Below are 25,380 nucleotides of genomic sequence, written 5' to 3'. Positions count from 1 at the left end.
GTGGGGTAACGATGGAATTCAAGTCAATATACTCCTGATTGCCGGAATCTGGTGGTCATCATCGATGACGTCAAGCTTTATACCGACAAAGCGGATGGCACTTTGATCAAAACGGCGCGACGCGCAGGGTTGCGGCGAATTGATGAAATCCATAATCCTGAGCGGGTGAAATTGGAAGAGCGGATATGACCGAGGTTTCGAACGACAGCTGGCCCACCGAACTGCGTGTGGCCGAAGACAAGCGGACGTTGACGGTGACATTCGACGATGGAGCGCGTTTTGCGCTGCCCGCCGAGCGGCTGCGCGTTCTCTCGCCCTCGGCCGAGGTTCAAGGCCATGGTCCAGGCCAAAAGGTGACGGTTCCCGGCAAGCGTATGGTGGCAATCCGAAATTTGGTTGCGGCCGGAAATTATGCCGTGCGAATTGCTTTCGACGACGGACACGACAGTGGAATTTTCACCTGGCGTTATCTGCGCGAGTTGGGAACGAATGGTGACGATCTTTTTCGACAATACGAAGAGGATCTGGCTGCTAAGGGCCTGAGCCGAGACGGCGCGCGAGCGCGTTAACAGGATAAGCAAGGGGAAAAGCGGGTGGCGGCAGAATCGAATGCAGGTGAACTGGTACAGGTCGTGGCGCTTTTGGGCGCAGGCGTTATCGCCGCGCCGCTGTTCAAGCGTATAGGGCTTGGCTCGGTTCTCGGTTATCTGGCGGCAGGCCTGGTTGTCGGCCCATTCGGCCTGAAGCTGGTCTCCGATCCACAAGCCATCCTCCACATTGCCGAACTCGGCGTGGTCATGTTCCTCTTCATCATTGGGCTGGAAATGCAGCCCTCGCGCCTATGGAGCATGCGCAAGGATATATTCGGCCTCGGCGCACTTCAGGTTTGCGCCTGTATTGTGGCGCTGATGGCGATTGGAATGGGGTTTGGCCAGACGGCTCCCGTTGCCTTCGTGGCAGGGACAGGTTTCGTCCTGACATCGACGGCAATCGTCATGCAGATGCTGCAGGAGCGCAATCATCTGCATACCCCGAAAGGCCAACATATCGTCTCGATCCTGCTCTTCGAGGATTTGGCCATTGTACCCCTGCTGGCGATTGTCGCGCTCCTTGCTTCGCACGGTGAGACCGTATCCATCATGGAACGTTTCCAGTCTGTTGCTATCGGCTTCGCCGCGCTGGTGGCTCTCGTTCTTGCTGGACGTTATCTTCTCAACCCCTTTTTCCGGTTGTTGGCCAATTCCGGTGCCCGTGAAGTTATGACGGCAGCCGCCCTGCTGGTGGTGCTGGGGTCAGCGCTGCTGATGGATTTCGCCGGACTTTCCATGGCCATGGGCGCCTTCCTTGCTGGCGTTCTCCTGTCCGAATCCTCTTTCCGGCATCAGCTTGAAGCCGATATCGAACCTTTCCGGGGGATATTGCTCGGCCTGTTCTTCCTGGGCGTCGGCATGGCGGTTGATCTCGCAGTCATCGCCGCGAACTGGCAGCATGTCGTTCTTGCCGTGATCGCCTACATGATCGTAAAGGCACTGGTAATCTATGGTGTTGCCCGCCTTCTCGGTACGCCTCATCCGGAAAGTGTCGGCCGTGCGATCCTGATGGCGCAGGGCGGTGAATTCGCATTCGTGCTCTATGCCGCTGCGACATCGGCCGGCATTTTCGACGCAGAGACGAATGCAGTGCTGACCGCAACGATCGTGCTGTCCATGGTGGTCACGCCGCTGGTCGTGGCTGTTTATGTCCGAATTGCACCCAAGCCGCAGGTCGACACAAGCGGGCTTGACGCGCCGGAAGATATTGCGGGCACTGTGCTGATGATCGGTTTCGGCCGTTTCGGCCAGATCGTCAGCCAGCCGGTGCTGGCGCGCGGTTATACGCTGTCGATCATCGACAAGGATGCCGAATTTATCCGGGATATCGGCGATTTCGGCTTCAAGGTCTTTTACGGGGACGGTTCCCGCCCGGAAATCCTCCACGCCGCGGGGGCAGCGACCGCAAAGGCGATCCTCATCTGTATTGACGACAAGGAAGCGGCCATCAAGATAGCCGAGATCGTCAAGGATGAATTTCCCATGGTGCCGCTGCTTGCCCGTGCCTATGACCGCGGCCACGCGATAGATCTCTTGAAAGCCGGCGTCGACTACCAGATTCGGGAGACCTACGAATCGGCGCTGAATTTCGGCACCGAAGTGCTGAGCGTGCTTGGCGAGGAGGAAGAACTGGCAGCCCAGATCATCGAGGAATTTCGCGAGACCGATCGCGAGCGTTTCGCACTAGAGCAGATCGGTGGCATCTATGCCGGTCGCTCGCTGATCAAGGGCAACGCACGTCCCGCCGACGTCATTGCCGCAAGAACGGGACGGCAAAGAGAGCAACGCGCGGCAGAACAGGCCGCCGCGCAGGAGGCTGCAACGTGAATGACGAAACCATGATCATCCGCTCGATCGAGGAATTAAAAGCGATCTATGGCGCTTCGAGCGAAGCGTCGACTGCCAAGGTGACGACAAAATTGACGCCGGAATATCGGCACATGATCGAGCTCTCTCCGTTCGTAGCGCTTGCGACGGTGGGCCCGGAAGGTCTCGATTGTTCGCCGCGCGGCGATATTGGCGGTGTTGTCAGGGTCGAGGATGAAAATACGCTGCTGCTGCCGGATTGGCGCGGCAACAACCGTGTCGATTCGCTTATCAACATCGTTCGCGATCCTCGTGTCGCCCTGATGTTCCTTATTCCCGGTTCGACCACCACAATGCGCGTCAACGGCAGGGCAGTCGTTTCCGCCGAGCCATCTCTCCTGCAGAGCTTCGAGATGGATGGCAAACATCCGCGAACGGTTGCGATCGTCAGCATCGATGAGGTCTATTTCCAATGCGCCCGCGCACTGATGCGATCCGAGCTGTGGAATGTCGATCGTTTCGTCGACCCGACGACTTTGCCGACGCCAGGGCAATTGTTGAAGGCGGCAAAAGCGGATTTCGACCGGGAAACCTATGATCGTGAATGGCCGGCGCGTGCGGCCAAAACCATGTGGTGAGTGAGAGATATCCTGAAAGAGAAAAGGCAGGCCGGGCGGCCTGCCTTTTACTTCTTGTAGATCAGCCAGTTCTTGCTGATGTAATGACTCTTCATGCTCTCCTCGAAGAAGACCGAGCGATTGCGACCGCTGTTTTTGGCATAATAGAGAGCTGCATCCGACTGTGCGTAAAGCTCGCCGGGATCGGCTGCCTGGACGGCCATCGAATAACCGAGCGAGATTGTCACCGGTCCGTAGTTTACGCCCGAGCGAGAGTTGCGGAAGGTTCTTGTCTCAAGGGCACGGCGCACGCGCTCGCAGATCACCATTACTTCGTCCGGCGTATTGCCTTCAACGATGATCGCAAACTCTTCACCGCCGGTGCGCGCGACGAATACATCTTTCCGTACATTGGCGCGCAGCACAGAAGCGACAGTCGCGAGAATTTTGTCGCCAACCGGATGGCCAAAATTGTCGTTTATCTTCTTGAAGTTATCGATGTCAGCCAGAACAAGCGCGGTGAGGGGCAGGGCCGTCTGGTTGTCGAATGAACTGGCCAGGCGCTCATCAAAGGCGCGACGGTTTGAAAGTCGCGTCAGTGAATCGGTATTGGCAATGCGCTTATACTCATCAAGTTCACGGCGCACCTGATCCATTTCGTTGGATCGCTGAACCATGTCGTCGACGGTCTTTTCGCCATGCGCCATCTTGTCATCGGTTGCCTGGTGCAAGAGGCTGATGGCACTGCGGATGATATCCGTAGAGAAACTGTTCTTCGTATTGATTCTCGACGCGGTCTCGCTGAGCAGCTTGCCGTAACTTTCGAGCGAGTTTTGCTCTTGGCGCAGAAGCTTCAGCAGCGCATCGAGTTCCCCGAGCAAACGGTCGTTTGCCTTCTCGATAACGGCAGCTTGAGGCCCGCCGAGATAACGCTCTGAAATTATGTCCAGATCTTCCTGAGTAGCTCGGCTGCCAAGCGCTGCGAGTTCTCGAGTAAGATCCGGGTTCGAGCCTATATAGGCTTCATAGAAAAGCTGATAATTGCGCGGTATGGGCGATACGCCCATTGACCGCACTGCATAGATGATCTGCCCCATCAGGTCACCCGAATGCGGCTTCGATGCAGATATCGTCGTCATCGACGACCCCCAGTTAGACCCTATGGATTTGATAAAATCTTATATTAAAATCTATTGGAAAATAATTAAGGATCTATTTCGTCGACGCTTCGTTCAAGTAGTAAAAGGAATTTTTGGTGGCGCTAAAATTTATTATTACTCAATACGATAAGTGACTACGTGTCGTAACTAAGTATCTTTTGATTTATCTATAGTTGTATGATGATAGGTGCAATTGTGGTATGCAGTGGCCGCATTCCGGCTGCGCGCCGGAATGCGAAACCCTGTTTCATGATATTTATTTCGGGCCGATCATGTTTTCCGGACGGACATACTGATCGAATTCTTCATTCGTCAAGTAACCGCCGCCAACTGCTTCGTCGCGTAGCGTCGTGCCATTCTTGTGAGCGGTCTTGGCGATCTTGGCGCAGATGTCGTAGCCGAGCTTCGAATTCAGGGCGGTGACGAGCATAAGTGAGTTCTCGACACCCTTTCTGATGTTGTCTTCGCGTGCCTCGATGCCGACAACGCAATTGTCGGTGAAGGAGACTGCAGCATCGCCAAGAAGCTGTGCCGACTGCAGGAAGTTGTAGGCCATCATCGGATTGTAGACGTTGAGCTCGAAATGGCCCTGGCTACCGGCGAAAGTCAGCGCCGCATGGTTGCCGAAAATGTGAGCGCAGACCTGGGTAAGCGCTTCAGACTGGGTTGGGTTGACCTTGCCCGGCATGATCGATGAGCCCGGTTCGTTTTCCGGCAGCGACAGTTCGCCGAGGCCGGCGCGAGGACCTGAGCCAAGGAAACGGATGTCGTTGGCGATCTTGAAGAGGGCGGCCGCAGCAGCGTTGATGGCGCCATGCGAGAAGACCATCGAATCATGCGAGGCAAGAGCCTCGAACTTGTTCGGTGCCGTGACGAAAGGCAGGCCGGTAATCTTGGAGATTTCGTCGGCAACCTTTTCAGCAAAACCGATCGGGGCGTTCAGGCCGGTACCGACGGCAGTGCCGCCCTGTGCCAGCTTTGAGAGCGCCGGCAGCGTCAGTTCGATATTGGCGATCGCCGATGCGACCTGGGCTGCGTAACCCGAAAATTCCTGGCCGAGTGTCAGCGGCGTTGCGTCCTGCGTGTGGGTGCGGCCGATCTTGATGATATGGCTGAAGGCCTTGACCTTCGCTTCCAGCGCTTCGTGGAGATGCTTCAGCGACGGCAGGAGGTGGCGAACGATCGTTTCGACGCAGGCGATATGCATGGCTGTCGGATAGGTGTCGTTCGACGACTGGCTCATATTGACGTGATCGTTAGGATGTACCGGCTTCTTTGAGCCCATGACGCCCCCGAGCATTTCGATTGCCCGGTTGGAGATCACTTCATTGGCATTCATGTTCGACTGCGTGCCTGAGCCGGTCTGCCAGACGACGAGCGGGAAATGCTCGTTGAGCTTTCCGTCGATAACTTCCTGGGCGGCGTCGATAATTGCTTTACCAAGGCCTTTGTCGAGACCTGCCAGTTCCATATTGGCAACAGCTGCGGCCTGCTTGACGATGCCGAGTGCGCGAACTACCGCAAGCGGCTGCTTTTCCCAGCCGATCTTGAAGTTTCCAAGCGAACGCTGCGCCTGAGCGCCCCAATAGCGGTCGCTCGCGACCTCGATCGGGCCAAACGTATCGGTTTCGGTGCGGGTCGATGCCATGGTTGTTGCCTTTTCTCCCTGATGCATTCACCGGCGTCGCGATCCTCGATAAATATATGGTGGAGGCGTAACCGTACCGGCGCGGCGCATTACTATACGATTGCCGGACGTCCGCAAGCTTCCGATGCGGCTTTTTGCAGCAGCAAATGCGTGTCCTTCATGACACGCCGAACCGATTTATGCGGAGGGTAGGCCGACGCTGCGGGTAAGATCGTGTCGGCTGTCAGCAAAAAATTAACCAATACTTTCTTAACCTTTATGCAGATCGGCGTGTCGCTTTTTTCAGTCTTTTGGAACCGAGAAGTGAACGACCGTTTTCTTTCCATCCCTCACGCGATCGGATAGATGGCGTGATACTGAAGTCGAGCCCGCCAACGAGACGCGGACGAAGGTCACGGGGACTACATTGCAGCACAAACATAAGAAGACATCGATCGCACTGGCGCTCCTGTCGGGTATTTCCATCTTTGCAGGAGCGGCTGCTCCGGCCCATGCCATCACTCTTATGGATATTCTTCGCGGTGGGCCAGGCAAGCGCGATGGTGCAGCTCAGGCAAATGCAAGGGCGCAAGAGGCAATGCCGAGCGAGCGCGCCTTGGCTGATCCCGAGCCTCTGCCCAAGGTTACCGGTCCTCGATACTACACATACAAGGCGGACAGTCAGCGTCTGGTAAGGACAGGTTTCTCTTCCTCCGCTGTGGCCCCGTTCCAGGCAATGGCGAACGCCAAGGTGTCCGCACCCGGAGATATAGCATCCGTGCTTGAGGCCTATTATGGCAAGGCCACGGCGCCGCTTTGGGTTTCCGGTGGTGAGATCAACGACAAGGCGAGGGCAGTCCTCGCGCTTTTCGAAAGAGCAGGCGACTACGGGCTTGATCCGGCCGACTATCTGCTGACGCCGCCGGTACTGACAACCGCAAGCGTTGAGCCGGCTGCTGCACCCGCAGTCGATGCGACGACTGCGGACGTTGCCCCTGTGGCTGCACAGGCGCCGGTTGCTGACACAACTGCCGCCCCGGCCACCGATAATGCATCTGCGCCTTCAGTTGAAACCGCTGCATCTGCTCCCGTTGTCGCTGCAGAGCCGGCGGTTTCCCATGATGCCGAACTGATGCAGTTCGAGCTAGCGCTGTCCGGCAAGGCGCTGCTGTTCGCGCAGGATATGGTGCGTGGCCGGATCGATCCGAACCGCATTTCCGGATATCACGATTTCAAACGTAAGGAAGTCAATCTTTCGCAGACCCTGTCATCGACTGCGACGGCACCCGATGCTGCAGTCTATCTCGAAGGCCTGGCGCCCAAGGGTCCGAATTTTATGGCACTCAAGGCGGAACTCGCAAATCTGAAGGCCGAGGCAGCTAGCGCCGGTGACGATATCCTTTTGCCTGAAAAACTGTTGCTGAAGCCCGGTAATGTAAGCACAGACCTGCCGCAGATCGTGGCCGTGATCGAGAAGAAGGGCTCAGAATCGCTTAGGACGCAGCATGCCGCAACGCTTGCCGCCTATCAGAAGACTCCGGAATACACGCCTGAACTGGTCGAACTGGTGAAATCGTTTCAAGGTGAGGTCGGTCTGAAGGCCGACGGCGTCATCGGTACCGCGACGCTGCGAAAGATGGCCGGTCATTCTCCGCAGGCCATGATCGACAAGGTGGTCGTTGCCATGGAGCAGGCGCGCTGGCTGCCGGATGATCTTGGTCAGCGCTACGTCTTCATCAACCAGCCCGCCTACCGCGTCTATTATCACGATCATGGCGCCGAGCAGTTCTCGATGCGCGTCGTCATCGGCGCCAAGGCGCATCAGACATTCTTCTTCGAGGACCAGATCCAGACGGTCGAGTTCAATCCCTATTGGGGCGTGCCGCAGTCGATCATCGTCAACGAGATGCTGCCCAAGCTGCGCCAGGATCCGAGTTATCTCGACCGCACCGGTTATGAAGTCGCCGTCAACGGCAAGGTTATGCCGTCTAGCGCGGTCAACTGGTATGGTTCGACCAACAACATCTCCGTGCGCCAGCCGCCATCCAGCGACAATGCTCTCGGCGACCTGAAGATCCTCTTCCCCAACGCACATGCGATTTATATGCATGACACGCCATCGAAGAGCTTTTTCCAGCGCGACATGCGTGCGCTCAGCCATGGTTGCGTGCGCTTGCAGGAGCCGCGCAAGATGGCCGCAGCTGTGCTTGGGGTTACCGAGCAGCAGGTCGACGCTGAAATTGCCGCCGGCAAGAATGTCGCCGAAAAGGTGAATGCGAAGATCCCGGTCTATGTCGCTTACTTCACCGCATGGCCTAACAAGGACGGCGCAATCGAATATTTCGATGACGTCTATGATCGTGATGTTGCGGTCCAAAAGGCTTTTGATGCCACGACGAAGGCGCGCATCTGATCCTTCGGGATATTGGGATACGAAAAAAGGCGACCGATCGGTCGCCTTTTTTGCAAGGTTCAGGAGACGACCTTGCTGGCGACCAAGAGGTCTCTCACCAGATTATCGGTGAGCGCGTCAAAGTGGCTGATTACGCTGCTGGGCGAAAGGCTTGCTATCGGAACGTCGGAGTAGCCAAAATCGACCCCGATCGACGGAATGCCCGCATTTTTGGCGGCAAGAATGTCATTGATGCTGTCGCCGATCATGACTGCCCGATCTCTCGATCCTCCGGCCCTTTCGATTGTGCCGAAGATATGGGCGGCGTCAGGTTTGCGGACCGGGAATGTGTCGCCGCCGGTGATCGCCGCGAAATGGTCGCTCAGGCCCAAGGTCTCGATAAGCGGGATGGCGAGTGCCTCGCTTTTGTTGGTGCAGATCGCAAGTGTCATGCCGGCAGCGGCAAGGCGCTCAAGGCATTCGACCGTGCCCCGAAACGGCTGGCTTTTGCCCGGCATGTTGTGCCGATAATGTTCGACGAAATTGTTGAACAGGGTGTCGGCATCCGCCTCGTCGAGCGGGACGTTCCGCAATTCGAAGGCACGTTTGATCATCACTCGTGCGCCCTGGCCGACGAGATGGTGCAGGTCGTCCAATGTCATGGGAGCAAGGCCGACCGGCGCAATCGTGTGGTTTAGGCTGTCGATCAGATCGGGTGCGGTATCGATCAGCGTGCCGTCCAGATCGAAGATGACGAGGGGAGAACTCACGGGGATATTACCTCACTGCTGCTTTGGATGGTCTGACCGGTTAAGCACGCCGGGACGCCCTTGGAAAGGCCGCCGGTGCCGCATGTTGGCAGTGAGAAACGACTGCGGGGGTCTTCCGCTCAATCAATCAGGCGTGTAAACAGCGTCTCGGCTGGAACAATGGGGAGCAACAGGCGCATGGACGCCCGGGAAATGAAGGTCAAGGCGGCTGCAGCAGCACTTGCGCATGTCGAAGACGGGATGAAGCTTGGCATCGGGACCGGCTCGACGGCGGAGGAATTCGTTCGTCTTCTGGCCGAGAAGGTTCATGCAGGTTTGCGTGTTCAGGGTGTTCCGACCTCTGAACGAACAGCACGGCTTTGCCTGGAGCTTGGGGTTTCGCTGAAGTCTCTGGATGAGCTTCCTGAACTCGATCTGACGATTGACGGCGCTGACGAATTGGACGGCAATCTCAGCCTGATAAAGGGCGGCGGCGGTGCTCTGTTGCGCGAAAAAATCGTTGCCGCTGCATCCGAACGCGTCATCGTTATTGCCGACGAAAGCAAGCTGGTCGAGACGCTCGGCGCATTTCCGCTGCCGATCGAAATCAACCCGTTCGGGCAGATGGCGACGCGCGTTGCGATCGAAAAGGCGGCGGCGAGGCTTGGTCTCGGTGGCTCGCTCTCGATGCGCAAGGCGGGCGACGAACTCTTCACCACCGACGGCGGCCACTACATCGTCGACGCATCTTTTGGCCGCATTCCTGATGCAGAGGCACTGTCAGCCGAACTGCATTCGATTCCAGGCGTCGTAGAACACGGACTTTTCATTCATATGGCGTCCCTTGCGATCATCGCCGGCCCGGCGGGAGCGCGGACGCTTCAGGCCAAATAAAAGTAGGAGCATTCACTCATGATCAAATCCGCGGTTTTCGGCCGTGCCGTCGTGCTAGCTGTTCTTCTGTCCGGCACCGTGGCTGTTCAGGCGCGTGCCCAGGAAATTCCGGAGGCTCATCTGGCGGCGGCGCGCGACGCGATCAAGGCGCTTAACGTCACGGATCGATACGACAATATTCTGCCGGCTCTTGCGGAAAATCTGAAGGCACAGTTCATTCAGTCCTCCCCCAATTTCCAGGATCAGATTTCCGCGATCGTCAACGAGCAGGCCCTGACGCTGGCCCCGCGCCGCGCTGACCTCGAGAAGGAAGCGGCAACCATCTATGCCAAAAGCTTCTCGGTCGACGAACTCAAGGCGATCGCCACCTTCTTCAACACGGAAGCAGGCAAGAAGCTGATGACCAGCACGCCGCTTGTTGCCCGTGAACTCGGCCGCGCCGCCGAAATCTGGAGCAACGGCATTTCGCGTGACCTGACGGCTCAGAGCACCGCAAAGCTGCGCGGCGTGATCGATGCCAATCCGATCCAGATGCCGACGGCAGAAGCTGCTCCGGCCCCCGCAGCTCAGGCGCCTGCCGCAGCCGCTCCGGCCCCTGCGCGCGCGCCTGCACCGACGCTCAACCTGCCGAAGCCGTAATCGGCTGAGGAAAGCAGGATGTTTATCAAAAGCCCGGAGCGATCCGGGCTTTTTCTTGTTCAGGAACATGCCTATATGCGGCATCACCCTATATGCCGAAGGAGATTAGAATGGCCGCCTATGACTACGATCTGTTTGTAATTGGCGGAGGCTCCGGTGGTGTAAGGGCAGGGCGTGTCGCGGCCAGCCTCGGCAAGAAGGTCGGCATCGCCGAGGAATATCGTTTCGGCGGCACTTGCGTCATCCGTGGCTGCGTGCCGAAGAAGCTTTTCGTCTATGCATCGCAATTTCACGAACACTTCGAGGACGCTGCCGGTTTCGGCTGGGAGGTCGGAAAAAGCACGTTCGACTGGGCGAAGCTGATCGAAGCCAAGGACAAGGAAATCACCCGTCTGGAAGGGCTTTATCGTCGTGGGCTTGAAAGCAACAAGGCCGAGATTTTCGATAGCCGTGCAGAACTGGTCGATGCCCACACGGTGCGGCTCATCAAGACCGGCGAGACGGTGACGGCCGAACGGATCGTGATTGCCACGGGCGGCGTTGCCAACCCGCATAGCGCGCTTCCCGGTCACGAGCTTTGCATCACCTCCAACGAGGCGTTCCATCTCGAAACCCTGCCGAAGTCGATTCTGATCGCCGGCGGCGGTTATATTGCCGTTGAATTCGCCAACATCTTTCACGGCCTCGGCGTCGACACGACCCTGATCTATCGCGGCAAGGAAATCCTGTCCCGATTCGACCACGACATGCGCCAGGGGCTACACAAGGCCATGGTCGAGAAGGGCATCAAGATCATCCTCACCGACGTGATCGAGGAAGTCGCCGAGGCGCCTGCCGGCGGACTGACGGCGCGCACCAAATGCGGCGAGACGCTTTCGGTCGAGACAGTCATGCTGGCACTCGGTCGCGACCCCTACACAAAGGGTCTCGGACTTGAGGCGGCCGGTGTGAAGACCGACGAGCGTGGTGCAATCGTCGTCGATGAATATTCCCGCACCAACGTGGAGAATATCTACGCGCTGGGCGACGTCACCGACCGGGTACAACTGACGCCGGTCGCAATCCACGAAGCCATGTGTTTCATCGAGACGGTCTATCGCAACAATCCGACCTCGCCGGATTATGACCTGATCCCGACAGCTGTTTTCTCGCAGCCGGAAATTGGCACGGTCGGGCTTTCGGAAGAGGAAGCCGCCAAGCGTTATGACGAGCTGGAAGTTTATCGCGCCGAATTCCGCCCGATGAAGGCGACTCTCTCCGGCCGCTCCGAGCGAATGATCATGAAGCTGGTCGTCGATGCGGCAAGCCGCAAGGTTGTAGGCGCACATATTCTCGGCCACGAGGCCGGTGAAATGGCGCAGCTTCTCGGAATCTGCCTCAAGGCTAGTGCGACCAAGGACGATTTCGACCGGACGATGGCACTGCACCCGTCAGCCGCCGAAGAACTCGTGACCATGTACAATCCGAGCTATCGGATAAAGAACGGCGAGCGCGTCTGAAAACCGACCGATTTCAGAGGCCGGAGGCGTCTTTCAAGGGCGTCTCCGAGGACTGATCGTTCACCGAAACGAGCTGTCCAAAGCGGCTAGGCAAAGGCGGAATCACGGTTTATAAGCCGCCACTATTGTGAAGAGGAACGGCCGGACCCGGTGGTCCGGTCCCACAGGTGAGACAAATGGCACAGAATTGGACCCCGAGCAGCTGGCGGAACAAACCCATCCAGCAGGTTCCGGCATATCCCGATCCGGCCGCTCTGGCGGCTACAGAAGCCCAGCTGGCGAAGTTTCCCCCGCTCGTGTTTGCTGGTGAGGCACGCCGCCTCAAGGCGCAGCTTGCCAAGGTTGCGGAAGGCGATGCCTTCCTGCTTCAGGGCGGCGATTGCGCCGAGAGCTTCTACGAGCATGGCGCGGACAACATCCGCGACTTCTTCCGATCATTCCTGCAGATGGCGGTTGTCCTGACCTATGGCGCGCAGCTGCCGGTCGTGAAGGTTGGCCGCATTGCCGGCCAGTTCGCCAAGCCGCGCTCCTCGAATTTCGAGAAGCAGGGCGACGTGGAGCTGCCGTCCTACCGCGGCGACATCATCAACGGCATCGATTTCACGCCGGAGAGCCGTATTCCGTCACCGGAGCGCCAGCTCGATGCATATCGTCAGTCGGCCGCGACGCTGAACCTTTTGCGTGCGTTTGCCATGGGTGGTTACGCCAACCTGGAAAACGTCCACAAATGGATGCTCGGCTTCGTCAAGGACTCACCCCAGGGCGAGCGTTACAAGAAGCTGGCGGATCGCATCAGCGAAACGATGGACTTCATGCGCGCGATCGGCATCTCTGCTGACAACCAGCCGAGCCTGCGCGAGACGGATTTCTTCACCAGCCACGAAGCGCTGCTTCTTGGTTATGAAGAGGCCTTCACCCGCGTTGATTCCACCTCGGGCGACTGGTACGCGACCTCCGGCCACATGTTGTGGATCGGTGACCGCACCCGCCAGCTCGACCATGCCCATGTGGAATATTTCCGCGGCATCAAGAACCCGATCGGCCTGAAATGCGGCCCCTCGCTGCAGCCTGACAACCTGATCGAGCTGATCGATGCGCTGAACCCGGCAAACGAGGCTGGTCGTCTGACGCTGATCTGCCGTTTCGGCCACGATAAGGTTGCAGAACATCTGCCGAAGCTCATCCGCGCCGTCGAGCGCGAGGGCAAGAAGGTTGTCTGGTCCTGCGATCCGATGCACGGCAACACGATCACGCTCAACAACTACAAGACCCGGCCGTTCGACCGGATCCTGTCGGAAGTGGAGAGCTTCTTCCAGATCCATCGTGCCGAAGGCACGCATCCGGGCGGCATCCATGTCGAAATGACCGGCAAGGACGTAACCGAATGCACCGGCGGTGCGCGCGCTGTCACCGGCGCGGATCTTCAGGATCGCTATCACACTCATTGCGACCCGCGTCTCAATGCGGATCAGGCTTTGGAACTGGCCTTCCTTCTGGCCGAACGGATGAAGACCGGTCGCGACGAAAAGCGGATGGTCGTCAACGGCTGAGCGATATCGCAATCCCTGCTTCAGGAATGAGAAAAGGCCGGCAATCGCCGGCCTTTTCTTTTTACATTCGCCGCAACCTCCGCATCTATCATCGATGGCGGTCATGGCGTTCGGATATGTCCGCCGGGTCAGGCGTCGAGCGAAGCCATATCGATGACGAAGCGGTAGCGGACGTCGCTCTTCAGAACGCGTTCATAGGCTTCATTGACTTGGCTGATGTTGATCTTCTCGATTTCAGAGACGATGCCCTTCTCGCCGCAGAAATCCAGCATTTCCTGGGTTTCCTTGATCGAGCCGATCATCGAGCCAGAAAGTTCCTTGGCGCCGAAGATCAGCGAGAAGGCGTGAACCGGGATCGGGTTTTCCGGAGCGCCGACGACAACCATGCTGCCCTTCGGCTTCAGCAGGCCAAGATAGGCGTTCCAGTCGATTTCAGCCGACACGGTGCAGATGATCAGGTCGAAGGTGCCTGCGAGCTTCTTGAAGGTTTCGGCGTCGCTGGTGGCGTAATAGTCTTTCGCGCCGAGCTTCAGGCCGTCGTCCTTCTTGGAGAGCGACTGGCTGAGCACGGTGACATCGGCACCCATGGCAGCGCCGAGTTTGACGCCCATATGGCCAAGGCCGCCCATGCCGACGATCGCGACCTTCTTGCCCGGGCCTGCACCCCAGCGGCGCAGCGGGGAATAGAGCGTGATACCGGCGCACAGAAGCGGGGCGGATGCATCGAGCGGCAGGCTGTCCGGGATCGACAGAACATAACCTTCCTTGACCACGATCGAGTCGGAATAACCGCCATGGGTGGGAGCATTGCCGTTCAGAGTGTCGACGTCGTTATAGGTCTGAACCAGACCCGGCAGGTAATGTTCGTTATCGAGGTCGCGGGTGGCGCAGCCGACGCAGCTGTCTACGAAGCAACCGACGCCGACATGGTCGCCGACCTTGAACTTCGTGACCTTGGAGCCGACGGCCTTGACGACACCGGCGATCTCATGGCCTGGAACGATCGGATAGACCGCGTTCTTCCATTCGTTGCGGACGGTGTGGATGTCGGAATGGCAGATGCCGGCGAACTTGATGTCGATGACCACGTCGTCATCATTCGGTTCGCGGCGCTCGAAGGTGAAAGGGGTGAGCGGGCTCGACGCGTCGGTCGCAGCATAGCCTCTGGCGATGGGCATGGGGAACTCCATTCATTGATGGGTTGAAAATCAACGGCCGGACTATGCGTCACGACACCGGGCAGGCGTTAGATCGATCCTCCAAGCTTCTTGCACAATCCTGCAAGATTGCGAGGTACCCCTCGTTGCGGCGGCAATCTAGGATTATAGAGTGGAAACGGTTCGCGGCCTGCTTCGGAGAAATGGCTCAATGACACTCCCTTTCAATCCCTATCAGGAAATTGCTTCTATCGCGGCGCGTTACGCGAAAGACGAGGGCGATGGTACGACGACAATCGAAGGGCTGGGAATCAGCCGGAGGACATCGCCGAGTGTACCTTGCCATGGAAGCTATAGGCCGTGTTTCGCGATGGTGATTCAGGGTGCGAAATGCGTTCAACTCGGCACTGATACGATCAATTACGGCGCTGGCGACTACCTTCTGACCTCGCTTGAGCTTCCCGTCGCGTGGCGGGTCGTCGAAGCCAGTCCCGAGGTTCCGCACTTCTGTATCACCGTTGCGATCAGCAGCGAAAAGGTGCTCGATCTGATGGGCAGAAACGGGCTTTCCAAGCCGGTGGGGCCGAGCAAAAATCAACGAGGTATCGTGGTGAATGTCGCCACGCCCGAGCTTCTGGATGCTTCCGTTCGCCTTATGCGCTTGCTCGATCGTCCAAGTGATATCCCGTCTCTCGCGCCTCTGATCGAACAGGAAATCCTCTATCGCATCCTGACGGGGCCGGCAGGCGGGCAGTTGATCAACATCGCCATTGCCGACAGCCACGGCAACCGGGTGGCACGCGCTATTGCCTGGCTGAAGGAAAACTTTGCCGGCTCGCTCAGGATCGAGGAACTGGCCGAACATGTCGGCATGAGCGTCTCGTCCTTCCATCATCATTTTAAGGCGATCACGGCGATGACGCCAGTTCAGTACCAGAAGCAGTTGAGGCTCCACGAGGCGCGGCGGCTGATGCTGGTGGAAGGGCTGGACGTCGGCAATGCCGGCCACCGGGTCGGATATCAGAGCCCGTCGCAGTTCAGTCGCGAGTATAGCCGCCTTTACGGCCTGTCTCCTGCGCGTGACATGGATGCGGTCCGGGTTTCGGCCACGGGCTGATTTTTTCTTCTTCAAATTCCTCATCGCCGTTTGCAAATCCGGCTTGACGGAAAGCAGAATTGCTTTATACGCCAGAACCGTACCGTACGGTACCTGAGAGGAGCAGCCGCAAGTGAGACCCGATACCGCCGACACGCCCCAGTTTTCGCCGCGCCAGAATGAGGTTCTGGAGCAGGCGCTTCGTCTTCTCGTTGAAGGTGGCGACAAGGCGTTGACGACGTCGGGACTTGCCCGTGCCGCAAGCTGCTCCAAGGAAAGCCTCTACAAGTGGTTCGGTGACCGCGACGGCGTTCTGGCCGCGATGATCGCCTATCAGGCGAGCAAGGTTCGCACCGCCGACCGGTCAGGCGAAAAACTGACGGAACAGCTCCTGAAGCAGCATCTCGAACAGTTCGGGCGCGATCTTCTGGAAGTTCTGGGCGGTGATGTGTCTCTGGCTCTCAATCGGCTGGCGATAGGCCAGACGAGCCGCGATGGCTCCAAGCTCGGCAAGCTTCTGGTTGAGCACGGCCGCAGGCAGATCGATCGTCGCGCCATGGCGCTGATGGATGCCGGCAAGCGGGCAGGTCTGTTGCGCTTCGAGAATGCAGATGCGGCTTACCACACATTCTATGGCCTGATCGTCTCGGATCTGCATGTTCGCATGCTGCTGGGCGAGCCGGGGCTGAAGGACAATTCGCGCCAGGCGGAGAGGGCAGTCGAAGCCTTCCTCGCACTGCATGGCGTCGAGCAGAAAACGGCGGACGCGCTTCGCGTTTCCGCAGGACGATAAACAACCGAAACAAACACTCGCATAGGGAAGGAATTTAAGATGCGCGTTTATTATGATCGTGATGCCGACCTCAACCTGATCAAGTCGAAGAAGGTCGCCATCATCGGCTACGGTTCCCAGGGTCGCGCACACGCGCTGAACTTGAAGGATTCCGGTGCGCAGAACATGGCAATCGCTCTCAAGGCCGGTTCCGCCACTGCCAAGAAGGCCGAAGCCGATGGTTTCAAGGTCATGACGGTTGCCGAGGCTGCGGCCTGGGCCGACCTGATGATGATGGCAACCCCGGACGAATTGCAGGCCGACATCTATCGTGACGAAATCGCCGGCAACATCCGCGATGGCGCAACGATCGCATTCGCTCACGGTCTCAACGTTCATTTTGGCCTGATCGAGCCCAAGGCATCGATCGATGTCGTGATGATCGCACCGAAGGGCCCGGGCCACACGGTTCGCGGCGAATACCAGAAGGGCGGCGGCGTTCCCTGCCTCGTCGCAATCCACCAGAACGCTTCCGGCAACGCGCTTGAACTCGCTCTCTCCTACGCTTGTGGCGTCGGCGGCGGTCGTTCGGGGATCATTGAAACCACGTTCAAGGAAGAATGCGAAACCGACCTCTTCGGCGAACAGGTCGTTCTCTGCGGCGGTCTGGTCGAACTGATCCGCGCCGGCTTCGAGACGCTGGTCGAAGGTGGTTATGCGCCGGAAATGGCCTATTTCGAATGCCTGCACGAAGTGAAGCTGATCGTCGACCTGATCTATGAAGGCGGCATCGCCAACATGAACTATTCGATCTCCAACACGGCCGAGTGGGGCGAATACGTCACCGGTCCGCGTATCATCACCGCCGAGACCAAGGCTGAGATGAAGCGCGTTCTGACCGATATCCAGACCGGCAAGTTCACCTCGGACTGGATGCAGGAATATCGTGCCGGCGGCGCCCGCTTCAAGGGTATCCGTCGCAACAACGACAGCCACCAGATCGAGGAAGTCGGCACCAAGCTGCGCGCCATGATGCCTTGGATTGGCAAGAACAAGCTGGTCGATAAGGCCGTCAACTAATCGGCTCGGTTACCAAGTAAGGAAAAAGCATCGCGCGGGATAACCGCGCGGTGCTTTTCATCATCATTCCTTGGGCGGAATAACGCCCTTGGTAAGAATGAAGCAGCCGTAGAAGCGCAATTCGCCGGTGGCGATGACGCAATAGGCCTTTTTCGCGTTCTCGTAGACGGCATGGCGTTCGATGCTGTACATCGGCGCGGACTGGCCCTCGGCCGCATCTATTTCGGCCTGAATTTCTTTCTGGATCTCCGGGATCGTGTCCGGCTGGCCGATAACCTCCATACGCCCGACCGAGGGCTGCAAGGGCGTGTCGAGCGGCAGGACCGAAAGGATCGCCTTCATGGCGCGTGGCGCCGAGATGTTATCCATCCGCAACAATCTGCCGAGTGAGGTCTGCCGGGCAATCGAATCCGACGGGAAATTGGCGTCGGCAAGCACGAGCGTATCGCCATGGCCCATCGACTTCAGGGCATAAAGGATATCGGCATTCAGCGCCGGATCCAGGTTCTTCAGCATTCGTCTCTCCTCCAAGACACGTGAAACTTCATTCCCCAGTTATCGCAGGCAAATGCCGATGCGCACCAGTGAAATGTCATCACCGACGGAATGTCATGGAGACAAAAAATGTCGCAGGAGACGATAGGTCAGTATTGCTGACCTGTCGGAATTTCTGTAAAGCGATGACAACAAAATTGAAATAACAGGAAACATCCCCATGCTTGATTGGGAACATATCTTCGCCACGCGTTCCAGCCGGATGAAGGCGTCGGAAATCCGTGAACTGCTGAAGCTTCTGGAGCAGCCCGATATCATTTCGTTTGCAGGCGGCATTCCTGATCCGGCTCTGTTTCCGGCGGAAGAGTTCAAGGCAGCTTACGCCGATATTTTTTCGAGCGCGCAGGTGAACTCGGCTTTGCAATATTCGGTCAGTGAGGGCTACAAGCCGCTGCGTGACTGGATCGTCGAGGATGTCGCCAAGATCGGTATCGACTGTACCGCCGACAACGTGTTCATCACGTCCGGTTCGCAGCAGGCACTCGATTATCTCGGCAAGCTTTTCCTGTCGCCGAAGGATACCGCGCTGGTCACCTGGCCGACCTATCTCGGCGCGCTGTCGGCCTTCAACGCCTATGAGCCGAATTACGACCAGCTTTCGCTGAACGGCAACCGCACGCCGGATGCCTATCGGGATACGGCTTCCAAACTGGGGGGGGCCGTCAAGTTCGCCTATCTGTCTGCCGATTTCTCCAACCCGACAGGTGAGACGATCGACCGCGCGGGCCGTGAAAAACTACTGGCGCTGGCCGACGAGTTGGATATCGCGATCCTCGAGGATGCGGCCTATCAAAACCTGCGCTTCGACGGCGAGGCAGTCCCGCCGATCCTGTCTCTGGATATCGCGCGCAAGGGCGGCATCGAGAACACGCGCACGATCTATAGCGGCAGTTTTTCCAAGACGCTGGCTCCGGGCCTGCGCGTCGGCTTCGTCATTGCCGCGATGCCTGTCATCCGCAAGCTGGTTCTGATGAAACAGGCGGCCGACCTGCATTCCTCGACGATCAACCAGATCGCCGTCGAACATGTCGCTTCGCGGGGTTTTGCCGAACAGGTTGCCAAGATCAAGCGCGTCTACAGCGGCCGCCGTGATGCGATGCTGGTGGCGCTTGAAAAGTACATGCCGAAAGGTACGACATGGACGAAGCCGGAAGGCGGTATGTTCGTCTGGATCACGCTGCCGGAGGGCATGGACGGGGCCGAACTGCTCGCCAAGTCACTGGCGACGGAAAAGGTCGCCTTCGTGCCGGGCAAGGCGTTTTATGCGGATGGCAGCAATGCCAACACGCTGCGCGTATCGTTCTCTTGCGCCAACGACGAGATGATCGACGAAGGCATCAAGCGCCTTGGACGTCTGGTCGCCCACGCATCGGTAAGTGAACACGAAAGCCTGCCGATCATCTGATTGCTGCTCACGAATTCGTATGGAAAGGGCGGATCCACAGGCGATCCGCCCTTTTTTCGTCGGAACTCAGCCTTAGGCCGAAGCCTGTCACATGAGTGTCGTTGAATGTGTGTTTAAGCGCGTCAACTCAAACAGGAACTCTCCCATGAAAAAGCTCCTTTCCTCTTTCACGGCGCTTGTCGCGCTCGGTCTCGCCGGCGTTGTCAACGCTGCCGACCTGGTGGTCTATACCAGCCAGCCGAATGCCGATGCGCAGGCAACCATCGACGGCTTCAAGGCCGCCAATCCGGGCGTCGATGTCGAGTGGGTGCGTGACGGAACTCCGCAGATCATGGCAAAGCTCAACGCCGAGATCGCTGCCGGCAACCCGGTCGCCGACATTCTGCTGATCGCCGACACCGTGACGTTCGAGCGCATGAAGGCCGCCGGCCAGCTCTTGGCCTACAAGTCGCCGGAAGCCAAGAATTTCGACGCTTCGCTCTATGATGCCGACGGTTACTACTACTCGACCAAGCTGATCACCACCGGCATCATGTACAACACCCAGGCTGCGATGAAGCCGACGAGCTGGGCCGATCTTGCCAAGCCGGAAGCCAAGGGTCTTGTCACCATGCCGAGCCCGGTCGCTTCGGGCGCCGCTCTCATCCACGCTCAGACGCTGGCTGCCGTCGATGGCCTTGGCTGGGACTATTACAAGCAGCTCAAGGATAACGGTGCAGTTGCTGCCGGCGGCAATGGTGGCGTGCTGAAGGCTGTCGCCTCCGGCGAAAAGGCCTATGGTGTCGTCGTCGACTACATGCCGATCCGCGAAAAGGCAAAGGGCGCCCCGGTCGAGTTCGTTTTCCCGAAGGAAGGCGTTTCGGCTGTCACCGAACCGGCTGCGATCCTGTCGTCGACCAAACATCAGGACAATGCCAAAAAGTTCATCGACTATCTTCTCTCGGAAAACGGCCAGAAGATCGCAGCAGGCCTCGGCTACATCCCGGCGCGCAACGGTATCGACCTGCCGGCCGGCTACCCGGCACGCGACAAGATCAAGGTTCTGCCGCTCAACGCCGCGGACGCGCTGAAGAACTCGGAAAAGGACGTGAAGACGTTCTCCGATATTTTCGGCACCAAGGGCTGATATAAGGCCTCATGTTCCGATCTCAGAATCGAGGAAACAGCCAGCCCCGCTGGCTGTTTTCCTTTGTCGTAGTGGTGATCTTCTTCCTGAGCGTCCTGCCGCTCGGACGGCTTGCCGCGACCGGCTTTTCATCGCTTTTCAATGGCGGTGCGCGTGCGCTTCTTTCCGATCCTGTCGTCTGGCAGGCGGTTTATGACACGCTCACTACCTCAATCCTCGGCATGATCGCGGCCGTCATCCTCGGCGGCGGGTTTGCGCTGCTGCTGACACTGTTTGACGTGCGCGGCAAGACGGCTTTGGGTTTCTTGTTCATGCTGCCGACGATGATCCCGCCGCAGGTGACGGCTCTGTCCTGGATCGGCATGACCGGCCCCTCGAGCGCGCTTCTGAAGGCGATCGGAATGGCGCCGCCGCTTGGGAGCCCGCAGCCGCTTTATTCTATCGGCGGTATTGCGCTGCTTTATGGCGTGCAGAATGCGCCGCTGGTCTTCCTGTCGTTGCGCGCCGGTCTTCTGGCCCTGCCGCGTGATGGCGTCGAGGCCGCAGGGCTGTCAGGTGCATCGTCCTGGCAGGTGCTGAAGGATATCATTCTGCCCTTGTCACTGCCCGGTTTCGTCGCCGGTGCAGCGATCGCTTTCGTTTCCTGCGTCGGCAATTTCGGCATTCCGGCCATTCTTGGCATTCCGGCCTCGATCTACACGCTACCGACGCTGATCTATTCGAAATTCGCCGCTTTCGGAACGAACACCTTTGCCGACGTCTCGCTGCTTTCCGGTCTCATCGCGATCCTGTCGGTCATCGGCCTGACGGTCGAGGAACGGGTTTTGCGCGGGCGCGACTATCGCGTCATCGGGCTCTCAGGGCAGGTGGCGATGTTCCGGCTTGGAAACTGGCGTCTGATCGGCGAACTGGTGCTGTGGCTGGCGATTTTCATCACGCTCGTCATGCCGCTGACGGCGCTCATCGCAAGCTCGCTTGCGCCCGCCTATGGCGTGCCGTTGACGCCGACGACCGCAACGCTGGACGCCTATCGCGAGGTCCTGTTCAAGCAGTCGATCACCCGTACGGCGTTCACCAATTCCGTATCGCTGTCGCTTGCGACGGCGCTTGGTCTCCTGGTGGTGACTGTGCTGACGGGCTATTATCTCGTACGCTCGAAAAGCCGCTTGGCACCAGTGCTTTCGGCGCTTGCCGAAATCCCTTACGCGCTGCCGGGTATCGTGCTCGCTGTCGCGCTGATCCTGGTCTTTGCCGCGCCGATCCCGATCATCGGGATTTCGATCTACGGCACGATCTGGATTATTCTCGTTGCCTATTTCTCCAGCTTCTTTGCGGTCAGTCTGAAGCCGGTGGTGAGTGCGTTCCGGCAACTCGATCCGTCTCTGGAAGAGGCTGCACGCCTCGCAGGCGCAGGGTTCGGACGGCGGCTGGTGGATATCGTGGTGCCGCTGGTGGCTCCGGCGGCCGGTGCGTCCGTCATTCTGGTCTTTCTCATTGCCTGCAACGAGCTCACGGTCTCGGCCATCCTCTGGTCGGCCGGCACGCAGACGCTCGGCGTGGCGATTTACAATCTCGATGATAGCGGCAGCTTCAATCTCGCTGCAGCGCTTTCCGTCCTCGTGGTCATCATGGTGATCGCGATGATGCTGGTGCTGGAACTGATGGCGAAGAGACTGCCGAAAGGTGTGGTACCGTGGCGAAGCTGATCCTAAACCGCCTGTCCAAGGCATTCGAAACCGGCGGCCGCCCAGCCGTGAACGATGTATCGCTGGAAGTTCGCGATGGTGGTTTTCTCGCATTGCTAGGCCCCTCCGGCTGCGGCAAGACGACGGTGCTCAGAATGATCGCCGGCTTCGAGCAGCCGACCGACGGCTCGATCCTGCTTGGTGACCGGGTGCTGGCCGATGCCGGCGAGATGGTGGCGCCGGAACATCGCAACATGGCGATGGTGTTCCAGTCCTACGCGCTGTGGCCGCATATGAGCGTTGCCGACAATGTCGGCTATCCGCTCAAGGTTCGCGGTGTCACCGGTGAGAGACGCTCGACCAAAATCCGGGAGGCGCTCGCGGCGGTCAGGCTCGAAGCCTATGCGGATCGCCGTCCCGCTGATCTCTCCGGTGGCCAGCGACAGCGTGTTGCGTTGGCGCGATGCCTTGTGACGGAGCCTGATGTGGTTCTGCTCGACGAGCCGCTCGCCAATCTCGATCGGCATCTGCGGCAGGAAATGGAAGAGACGTTCCGCGAGTTTCATCAACGGTCCGGCGCGACGATGATTTATGTCACGCATGACCAGGCGGAAGCGATGGCGCTGGCGACGGATGTCGCGGTGATGTCGGAAGGCAGGCTGTTGCAGGTGGCAAGCCCGCAGGAAATCTATGCCCGTCCGGAAGGCCGGCTGGTTGGCGGACTGGTCGGGCAGGGGGCGATCGTCGCATGGCCGGCAGCCTCGGTCGAGAACCGTCGGCTGGACTGGGATGTCTTGCAGCAACTGCTCAGCCGCTCACATGGCGCCGATTGTGCCGATATTCTCATCCGGCCGCAGGATGTGGAGATCGCCGGCGAAGGCGTGCCTGCGCGTGTAACATCCGTGCTGTTCGAGGGCGAGCGTTACGCGCTGAAACTGGCACTCGGCGACGAGCAGGTTTTGCGCGCGTTCAGCCGCCAGCCGGTCAAGGTCGGCGACATGGTAGCGATCATCATCCGCTCGGCCTGGAGGCTGTAGCCAGCTAACTGTCGAGCCGCTAATGTGCCGGTCGCAATAGGGAAGTTTGCATGTCTCTTCGCCTCGGTACCTTCAATATCGAAAACCTCATGACCCGTTTCGATTTCTCCGGCTGGCGCAATCAGTTGCGCCAGGACAGGGTTCTGCGACTGTTCGAGGTGGGCAGCAAACAGGAGTACGAGCAACTTGAGCAGGCCCGGCTTATCGCCGAGACGGATGATACCCGCCAGCTTTCGGCACTCGCCATCGCCGATGCGGATGCCGATATCCTGTGCCTGCAGGAAGTCGACAACATGCCGGCGCTGCAGGCTTTCGAATATGGTTATCTATACCGCATGGTCGGCAATGGCTATCTGCAGAAGTTTCTGGTTGAGGGTAATGATGGGCGCGGCATCGATGTCGCGGTCCTGATGCGCGACGAGACGCGAAGCGGCCAGAAAATAGAAGTACTCGATGTCCGCAGCCACGCGATGCTGACCTATCAGGATCTCGATCTGTTTAACGACGAACTAGCGCTGACCAGCCGACCGACCGACAAGATTTTCAAACGCGACTGCCTGGAACTGGATCTCAAAATCGGGGACAAGCGATTGTCGCTCTACGTCGTGCATTTCAAATCGATGAGTAATGCACGCGACAACAAGGACGGACGTATCGGTACGATGGCGCTGCGGATCGCAGAAGCGAAGGCCGTGCGACACATCATCGAGAAAAGATTCGGTACGGAGAATACCGGTCGAATGAATTTCGCTATCTGCGGCGACATGAATGATTATCAGGAGCGGGTGAAGGTGATCGGCACCCGCCGCACCGGCTATCGGTTCGAGCCTGTGACGGAGGAAACGAGTGCACTCGACGTTTTCAGTCACGACGACTTTGCGCACAATGTCATGACCCGGCGCGGTGTGATGGATCGTTGGACGCTTTATCATGCGCGCGGGCCAGAAGAACAGCATCTCTGCCAACTCGACTACCTCTGGCTCTCTCCGGTACTTGCGGATCATAATCCGGCTGCAGTTCCGGATGTCATTCGCAACGGCCAACCGTTTCGCACGGTTTTTCCGCCGGGGCAGGAGGTGGAGCGCTATCCGCGTATCGGCTGGGACAGACCCAAGGCATCCGACCATTGCCCCGTGGTCGTGGAGATAAACCTCCCATGACAACCCCTTTCGCTCCCGGGTTAGCTGTCAGGCCTGCAGGTATCTGGCCGCCATCTACAAGTCCTGTGCGCGTCGATGCCTTCGATCTTTCGGTGGTAGACGATCCGCATCCGCTCTACGTGGTGCATCAGGCTGAAATCGAGGCGAATTGGGAAAGGGAAATCAACGCCAATCCGCATCTCTTCAACGGCCAAATGGTCCTTCAGCGGCATCTGACCTACGATCAGGGCGTCATTAGAGGGGTAGCTCATGTCATTCCCTATTCGACGCTTCTGTGGTGGCGCAAGCGGCCTGATCCCGAAGGGGCTCTGCATCTGTTCGGTTTTGCGGTGATCGTCTCGTCCGACGGCGCGATCATTGCCATCCGTATGAGCGATCGCACGGCCAATCCGGGGCAAGTCTATTGCGCAGCCGGCTCGCTCGACCTCAGCGACATCATTGATGGAAAGCTCGATGTTGCGGGCAATATGGCGAGAGAAGTGCGTGAGGAAACGGGGCTCGCTCTCTCTGAAGCAGAGGCAGATCAGCATTTTTATGCCAGCCACAAGGATAACCGCATCGTGGTTTTCAGGCTTTATCGCTTTCCGGTGACATCGTCCGAAATTAAGGCCCGGATTGAGGCGCATATGCCGCATGACAAGGAGCAGGAGATCGACGGCGTCGTCGTCATCCGATCTGCAGATCCCATTGCCCACAACTATAATCCGCTGATGTCGCCAATTTTGGACTGGTTTTTCTCCGGCATAGGCCGCTAGCCTGTCGCTTGCTTCCTTAAGCGCGCTCG

The 25,380-nt window shown here is 58.4% G+C and carries 23 protein-coding genes; 18 read left to right on the top strand and 5 right to left on the bottom strand.

The window, feature by feature from the left end:
• Nucleotides 1-51 precede the first annotated feature (51 nt).
• The 4 genes from MRBLMR1_RS07520 to MRBLMR1_RS07505 are packed head-to-tail and all read left to right on the top strand — an operon-like array spanning nucleotide 52 to nucleotide 3,034.
• Nucleotides 52-189, top strand: a complete 138-nt coding sequence (locus MRBLMR1_RS07520) for a hypothetical protein (RefSeq protein ID WP_183686127.1) — start codon at nucleotides 52-54, stop codon at nucleotides 187-189.
• Nucleotides 186-569 carry a gamma-butyrobetaine hydroxylase family protein gene (locus MRBLMR1_RS07515; RefSeq protein ID WP_148148472.1) on the top strand — a complete coding sequence of 128 codons (384 nt, stop codon included), beginning with the start codon at nucleotides 186-188 and terminating at the stop codon, nucleotides 567-569. The genes MRBLMR1_RS07520 and MRBLMR1_RS07515 overlap by 4 nt, the downstream gene beginning before the upstream one ends.
• Before the next feature lie 24 nt (nucleotides 570-593).
• Nucleotides 594-2,417, top strand: a complete 1,824-nt coding sequence (locus MRBLMR1_RS07510; RefSeq protein ID WP_148148471.1) for a monovalent cation:proton antiporter-2 (CPA2) family protein — start codon at nucleotides 594-596, stop codon at nucleotides 2,415-2,417.
• 11 nt (nucleotides 2,418-2,428) lie between these two features.
• Nucleotides 2,429-3,034, top strand: coding sequence for a pyridoxamine 5'-phosphate oxidase family protein (locus MRBLMR1_RS07505; protein WP_148148512.1), 606 nt, complete (start codon nucleotides 2,429-2,431; stop codon nucleotides 3,032-3,034).
• Between the two features lie 47 nt (nucleotides 3,035-3,081).
• Here the strand turns inward: MRBLMR1_RS07505 and MRBLMR1_RS07500 are convergent, their stop codons facing one another.
• Both MRBLMR1_RS07500 and fumC read right to left on the bottom strand, forming a co-directional pair.
• Nucleotides 3,082-4,152 carry a GGDEF domain-containing protein gene (locus tag MRBLMR1_RS07500; RefSeq protein WP_148148470.1) on the bottom strand — a complete coding sequence of 357 codons (1,071 nt, stop codon included), beginning with the start codon at nucleotides 4,150-4,152 and terminating at the stop codon, nucleotides 3,082-3,084.
• Between the two features lie 277 nt (nucleotides 4,153-4,429).
• Entirely contained in the window at nucleotides 4,430-5,821 is a 1,392-nt protein-coding gene (gene fumC, locus MRBLMR1_RS07495; RefSeq protein ID WP_148148469.1) for a class II fumarate hydratase, read from the bottom strand.
• Nucleotides 5,822-6,227: 406 nt separating this feature from the next.
• Here fumC and MRBLMR1_RS07490 point away from each other — a divergent pair, with 406 nt between their 5' ends.
• Nucleotides 6,228-8,213, top strand: a complete 1,986-nt coding sequence (locus MRBLMR1_RS07490) for a L,D-transpeptidase family protein (RefSeq protein WP_500064023.1) — start codon at nucleotides 6,228-6,230, stop codon at nucleotides 8,211-8,213.
• Nucleotides 8,214-8,272: 59 nt separating this feature from the next.
• On the opposite strand, the gene MRBLMR1_RS07485 is transcribed toward MRBLMR1_RS07490, so the two are convergent.
• A complete protein-coding gene (locus MRBLMR1_RS07485) occupies nucleotides 8,273-8,962 on the bottom strand; it encodes an HAD-IA family hydrolase (protein ID WP_148148468.1) in 690 nt (229 codons plus the stop codon).
• A gap of 177 nt (nucleotides 8,963-9,139) precedes the next feature.
• Between MRBLMR1_RS07485 and rpiA the strand changes: the two genes are divergently transcribed.
• The 4 genes from rpiA to MRBLMR1_RS07465 all read left to right on the top strand — a co-directional run bounded on the left by rpiA (nucleotide 9,140) and on the right by MRBLMR1_RS07465 (nucleotide 13,523).
• Entirely contained in the window at nucleotides 9,140-9,835 is a 696-nt protein-coding gene (rpiA, locus tag MRBLMR1_RS07480) for a ribose-5-phosphate isomerase RpiA (protein ID WP_148148467.1), read from the top strand.
• Between the two features lie 18 nt (nucleotides 9,836-9,853).
• Nucleotides 9,854-10,474: a DUF2059 domain-containing protein gene (locus MRBLMR1_RS07475; RefSeq protein WP_148148466.1), complete on the top strand. Its 621-nt coding sequence runs from the start codon at nucleotides 9,854-9,856 to the stop codon at nucleotides 10,472-10,474.
• A gap of 110 nt (nucleotides 10,475-10,584) precedes the next feature.
• Nucleotides 10,585-11,973, top strand: a complete 1,389-nt coding sequence (gor, locus tag MRBLMR1_RS07470; protein WP_148148465.1) for a glutathione-disulfide reductase — start codon at nucleotides 10,585-10,587, stop codon at nucleotides 11,971-11,973.
• Nucleotides 11,974-12,149: 176 nt separating this feature from the next.
• On the top strand, nucleotides 12,150-13,523 hold the full coding sequence (locus MRBLMR1_RS07465) for a class II 3-deoxy-7-phosphoheptulonate synthase (protein WP_148148464.1): 1,374 nt from the start codon (nucleotides 12,150-12,152) through the stop codon (nucleotides 13,521-13,523).
• Between the two features lie 128 nt (nucleotides 13,524-13,651).
• Here MRBLMR1_RS07465 and MRBLMR1_RS07460 read toward each other — a convergent pair whose 3' ends face one another.
• Nucleotides 13,652-14,701 (bottom strand): NAD(P)-dependent alcohol dehydrogenase, encoded by a 1,050-nt coding sequence (locus MRBLMR1_RS07460; RefSeq protein WP_148148463.1) that lies wholly within the window; start codon nucleotides 14,699-14,701, stop codon nucleotides 13,652-13,654.
• A gap of 190 nt (nucleotides 14,702-14,891) precedes the next feature.
• On the opposite strand from MRBLMR1_RS07460, the gene MRBLMR1_RS07455 reads away from it, so the two are divergent.
• From MRBLMR1_RS07455 to ilvC, 3 genes are all read left to right on the top strand, one after another.
• Nucleotides 14,892-15,797: an AraC family transcriptional regulator gene (locus MRBLMR1_RS07455; RefSeq protein ID WP_148148462.1), complete on the top strand. Its 906-nt coding sequence runs from the start codon at nucleotides 14,892-14,894 to the stop codon at nucleotides 15,795-15,797.
• 112 nt (nucleotides 15,798-15,909) lie between these two features.
• Nucleotides 15,910-16,569: a TetR/AcrR family transcriptional regulator C-terminal domain-containing protein gene (locus MRBLMR1_RS07450; protein WP_148148461.1), complete on the top strand. Its 660-nt coding sequence runs from the start codon at nucleotides 15,910-15,912 to the stop codon at nucleotides 16,567-16,569.
• A gap of 39 nt (nucleotides 16,570-16,608) precedes the next feature.
• Complete coding sequence (gene ilvC / locus MRBLMR1_RS07445) at nucleotides 16,609-17,628, top strand: ketol-acid reductoisomerase (RefSeq protein ID WP_112459371.1); 1,020 nt, start codon at nucleotides 16,609-16,611, stop codon at nucleotides 17,626-17,628.
• A 63-nt stretch (nucleotides 17,629-17,691) separates the two neighbouring features.
• Here ilvC and MRBLMR1_RS07440 read toward each other — a convergent pair whose 3' ends face one another.
• Complete coding sequence (locus MRBLMR1_RS07440; protein ID WP_500064022.1) at nucleotides 17,692-18,144, bottom strand: RbsD/FucU family protein; 453 nt, start codon at nucleotides 18,142-18,144, stop codon at nucleotides 17,692-17,694.
• 199 nt (nucleotides 18,145-18,343) lie between these two features.
• On the opposite strand from MRBLMR1_RS07440, the gene MRBLMR1_RS07435 reads away from it, so the two are divergent.
• From MRBLMR1_RS07435 to MRBLMR1_RS07410, 6 genes are all read left to right on the top strand, one after another.
• Nucleotides 18,344-19,588 (top strand): aminotransferase-like domain-containing protein, encoded by a 1,245-nt coding sequence (locus MRBLMR1_RS07435; protein ID WP_148148459.1) that lies wholly within the window; start codon nucleotides 18,344-18,346, stop codon nucleotides 19,586-19,588.
• Nucleotides 19,589-19,733: 145 nt separating this feature from the next.
• Entirely contained in the window at nucleotides 19,734-20,714 is a 981-nt protein-coding gene (locus tag MRBLMR1_RS07430; protein ID WP_148148458.1) for an ABC transporter substrate-binding protein, read from the top strand.
• Between the two features lie 11 nt (nucleotides 20,715-20,725).
• On the top strand, nucleotides 20,726-22,420 hold the full coding sequence (locus MRBLMR1_RS07425; protein WP_148148457.1) for an ABC transporter permease: 1,695 nt from the start codon (nucleotides 20,726-20,728) through the stop codon (nucleotides 22,418-22,420).
• Entirely contained in the window at nucleotides 22,408-23,436 is a 1,029-nt protein-coding gene (locus MRBLMR1_RS07420) for an ABC transporter ATP-binding protein (RefSeq protein WP_148148456.1), read from the top strand. Before MRBLMR1_RS07425 ends, MRBLMR1_RS07420 begins: the two co-directional genes overlap by 13 nt.
• A gap of 50 nt (nucleotides 23,437-23,486) precedes the next feature.
• Nucleotides 23,487-24,596 (top strand): endonuclease/exonuclease/phosphatase family protein, encoded by a 1,110-nt coding sequence (locus MRBLMR1_RS07415; protein WP_148148455.1) that lies wholly within the window; start codon nucleotides 23,487-23,489, stop codon nucleotides 24,594-24,596.
• Nucleotides 24,593-25,351 (top strand): NUDIX hydrolase, encoded by a 759-nt coding sequence (locus MRBLMR1_RS07410; protein ID WP_183686123.1) that lies wholly within the window; start codon nucleotides 24,593-24,595, stop codon nucleotides 25,349-25,351. Before MRBLMR1_RS07415 ends, MRBLMR1_RS07410 begins: the two co-directional genes overlap by 4 nt.
• Nucleotides 25,352-25,380: the final 29 nt, after the last annotated feature.

Source organism: Neorhizobium sp. LMR1-1-1.1 (assembly GCF_040675795.1).
Taxonomy (GTDB): Bacteria; Pseudomonadota; Alphaproteobacteria; order Rhizobiales; family Rhizobiaceae; genus Neorhizobium; species Neorhizobium cellulosilyticum.
This window is presented reverse-complemented; position numbering and strand designations above follow the sequence as displayed.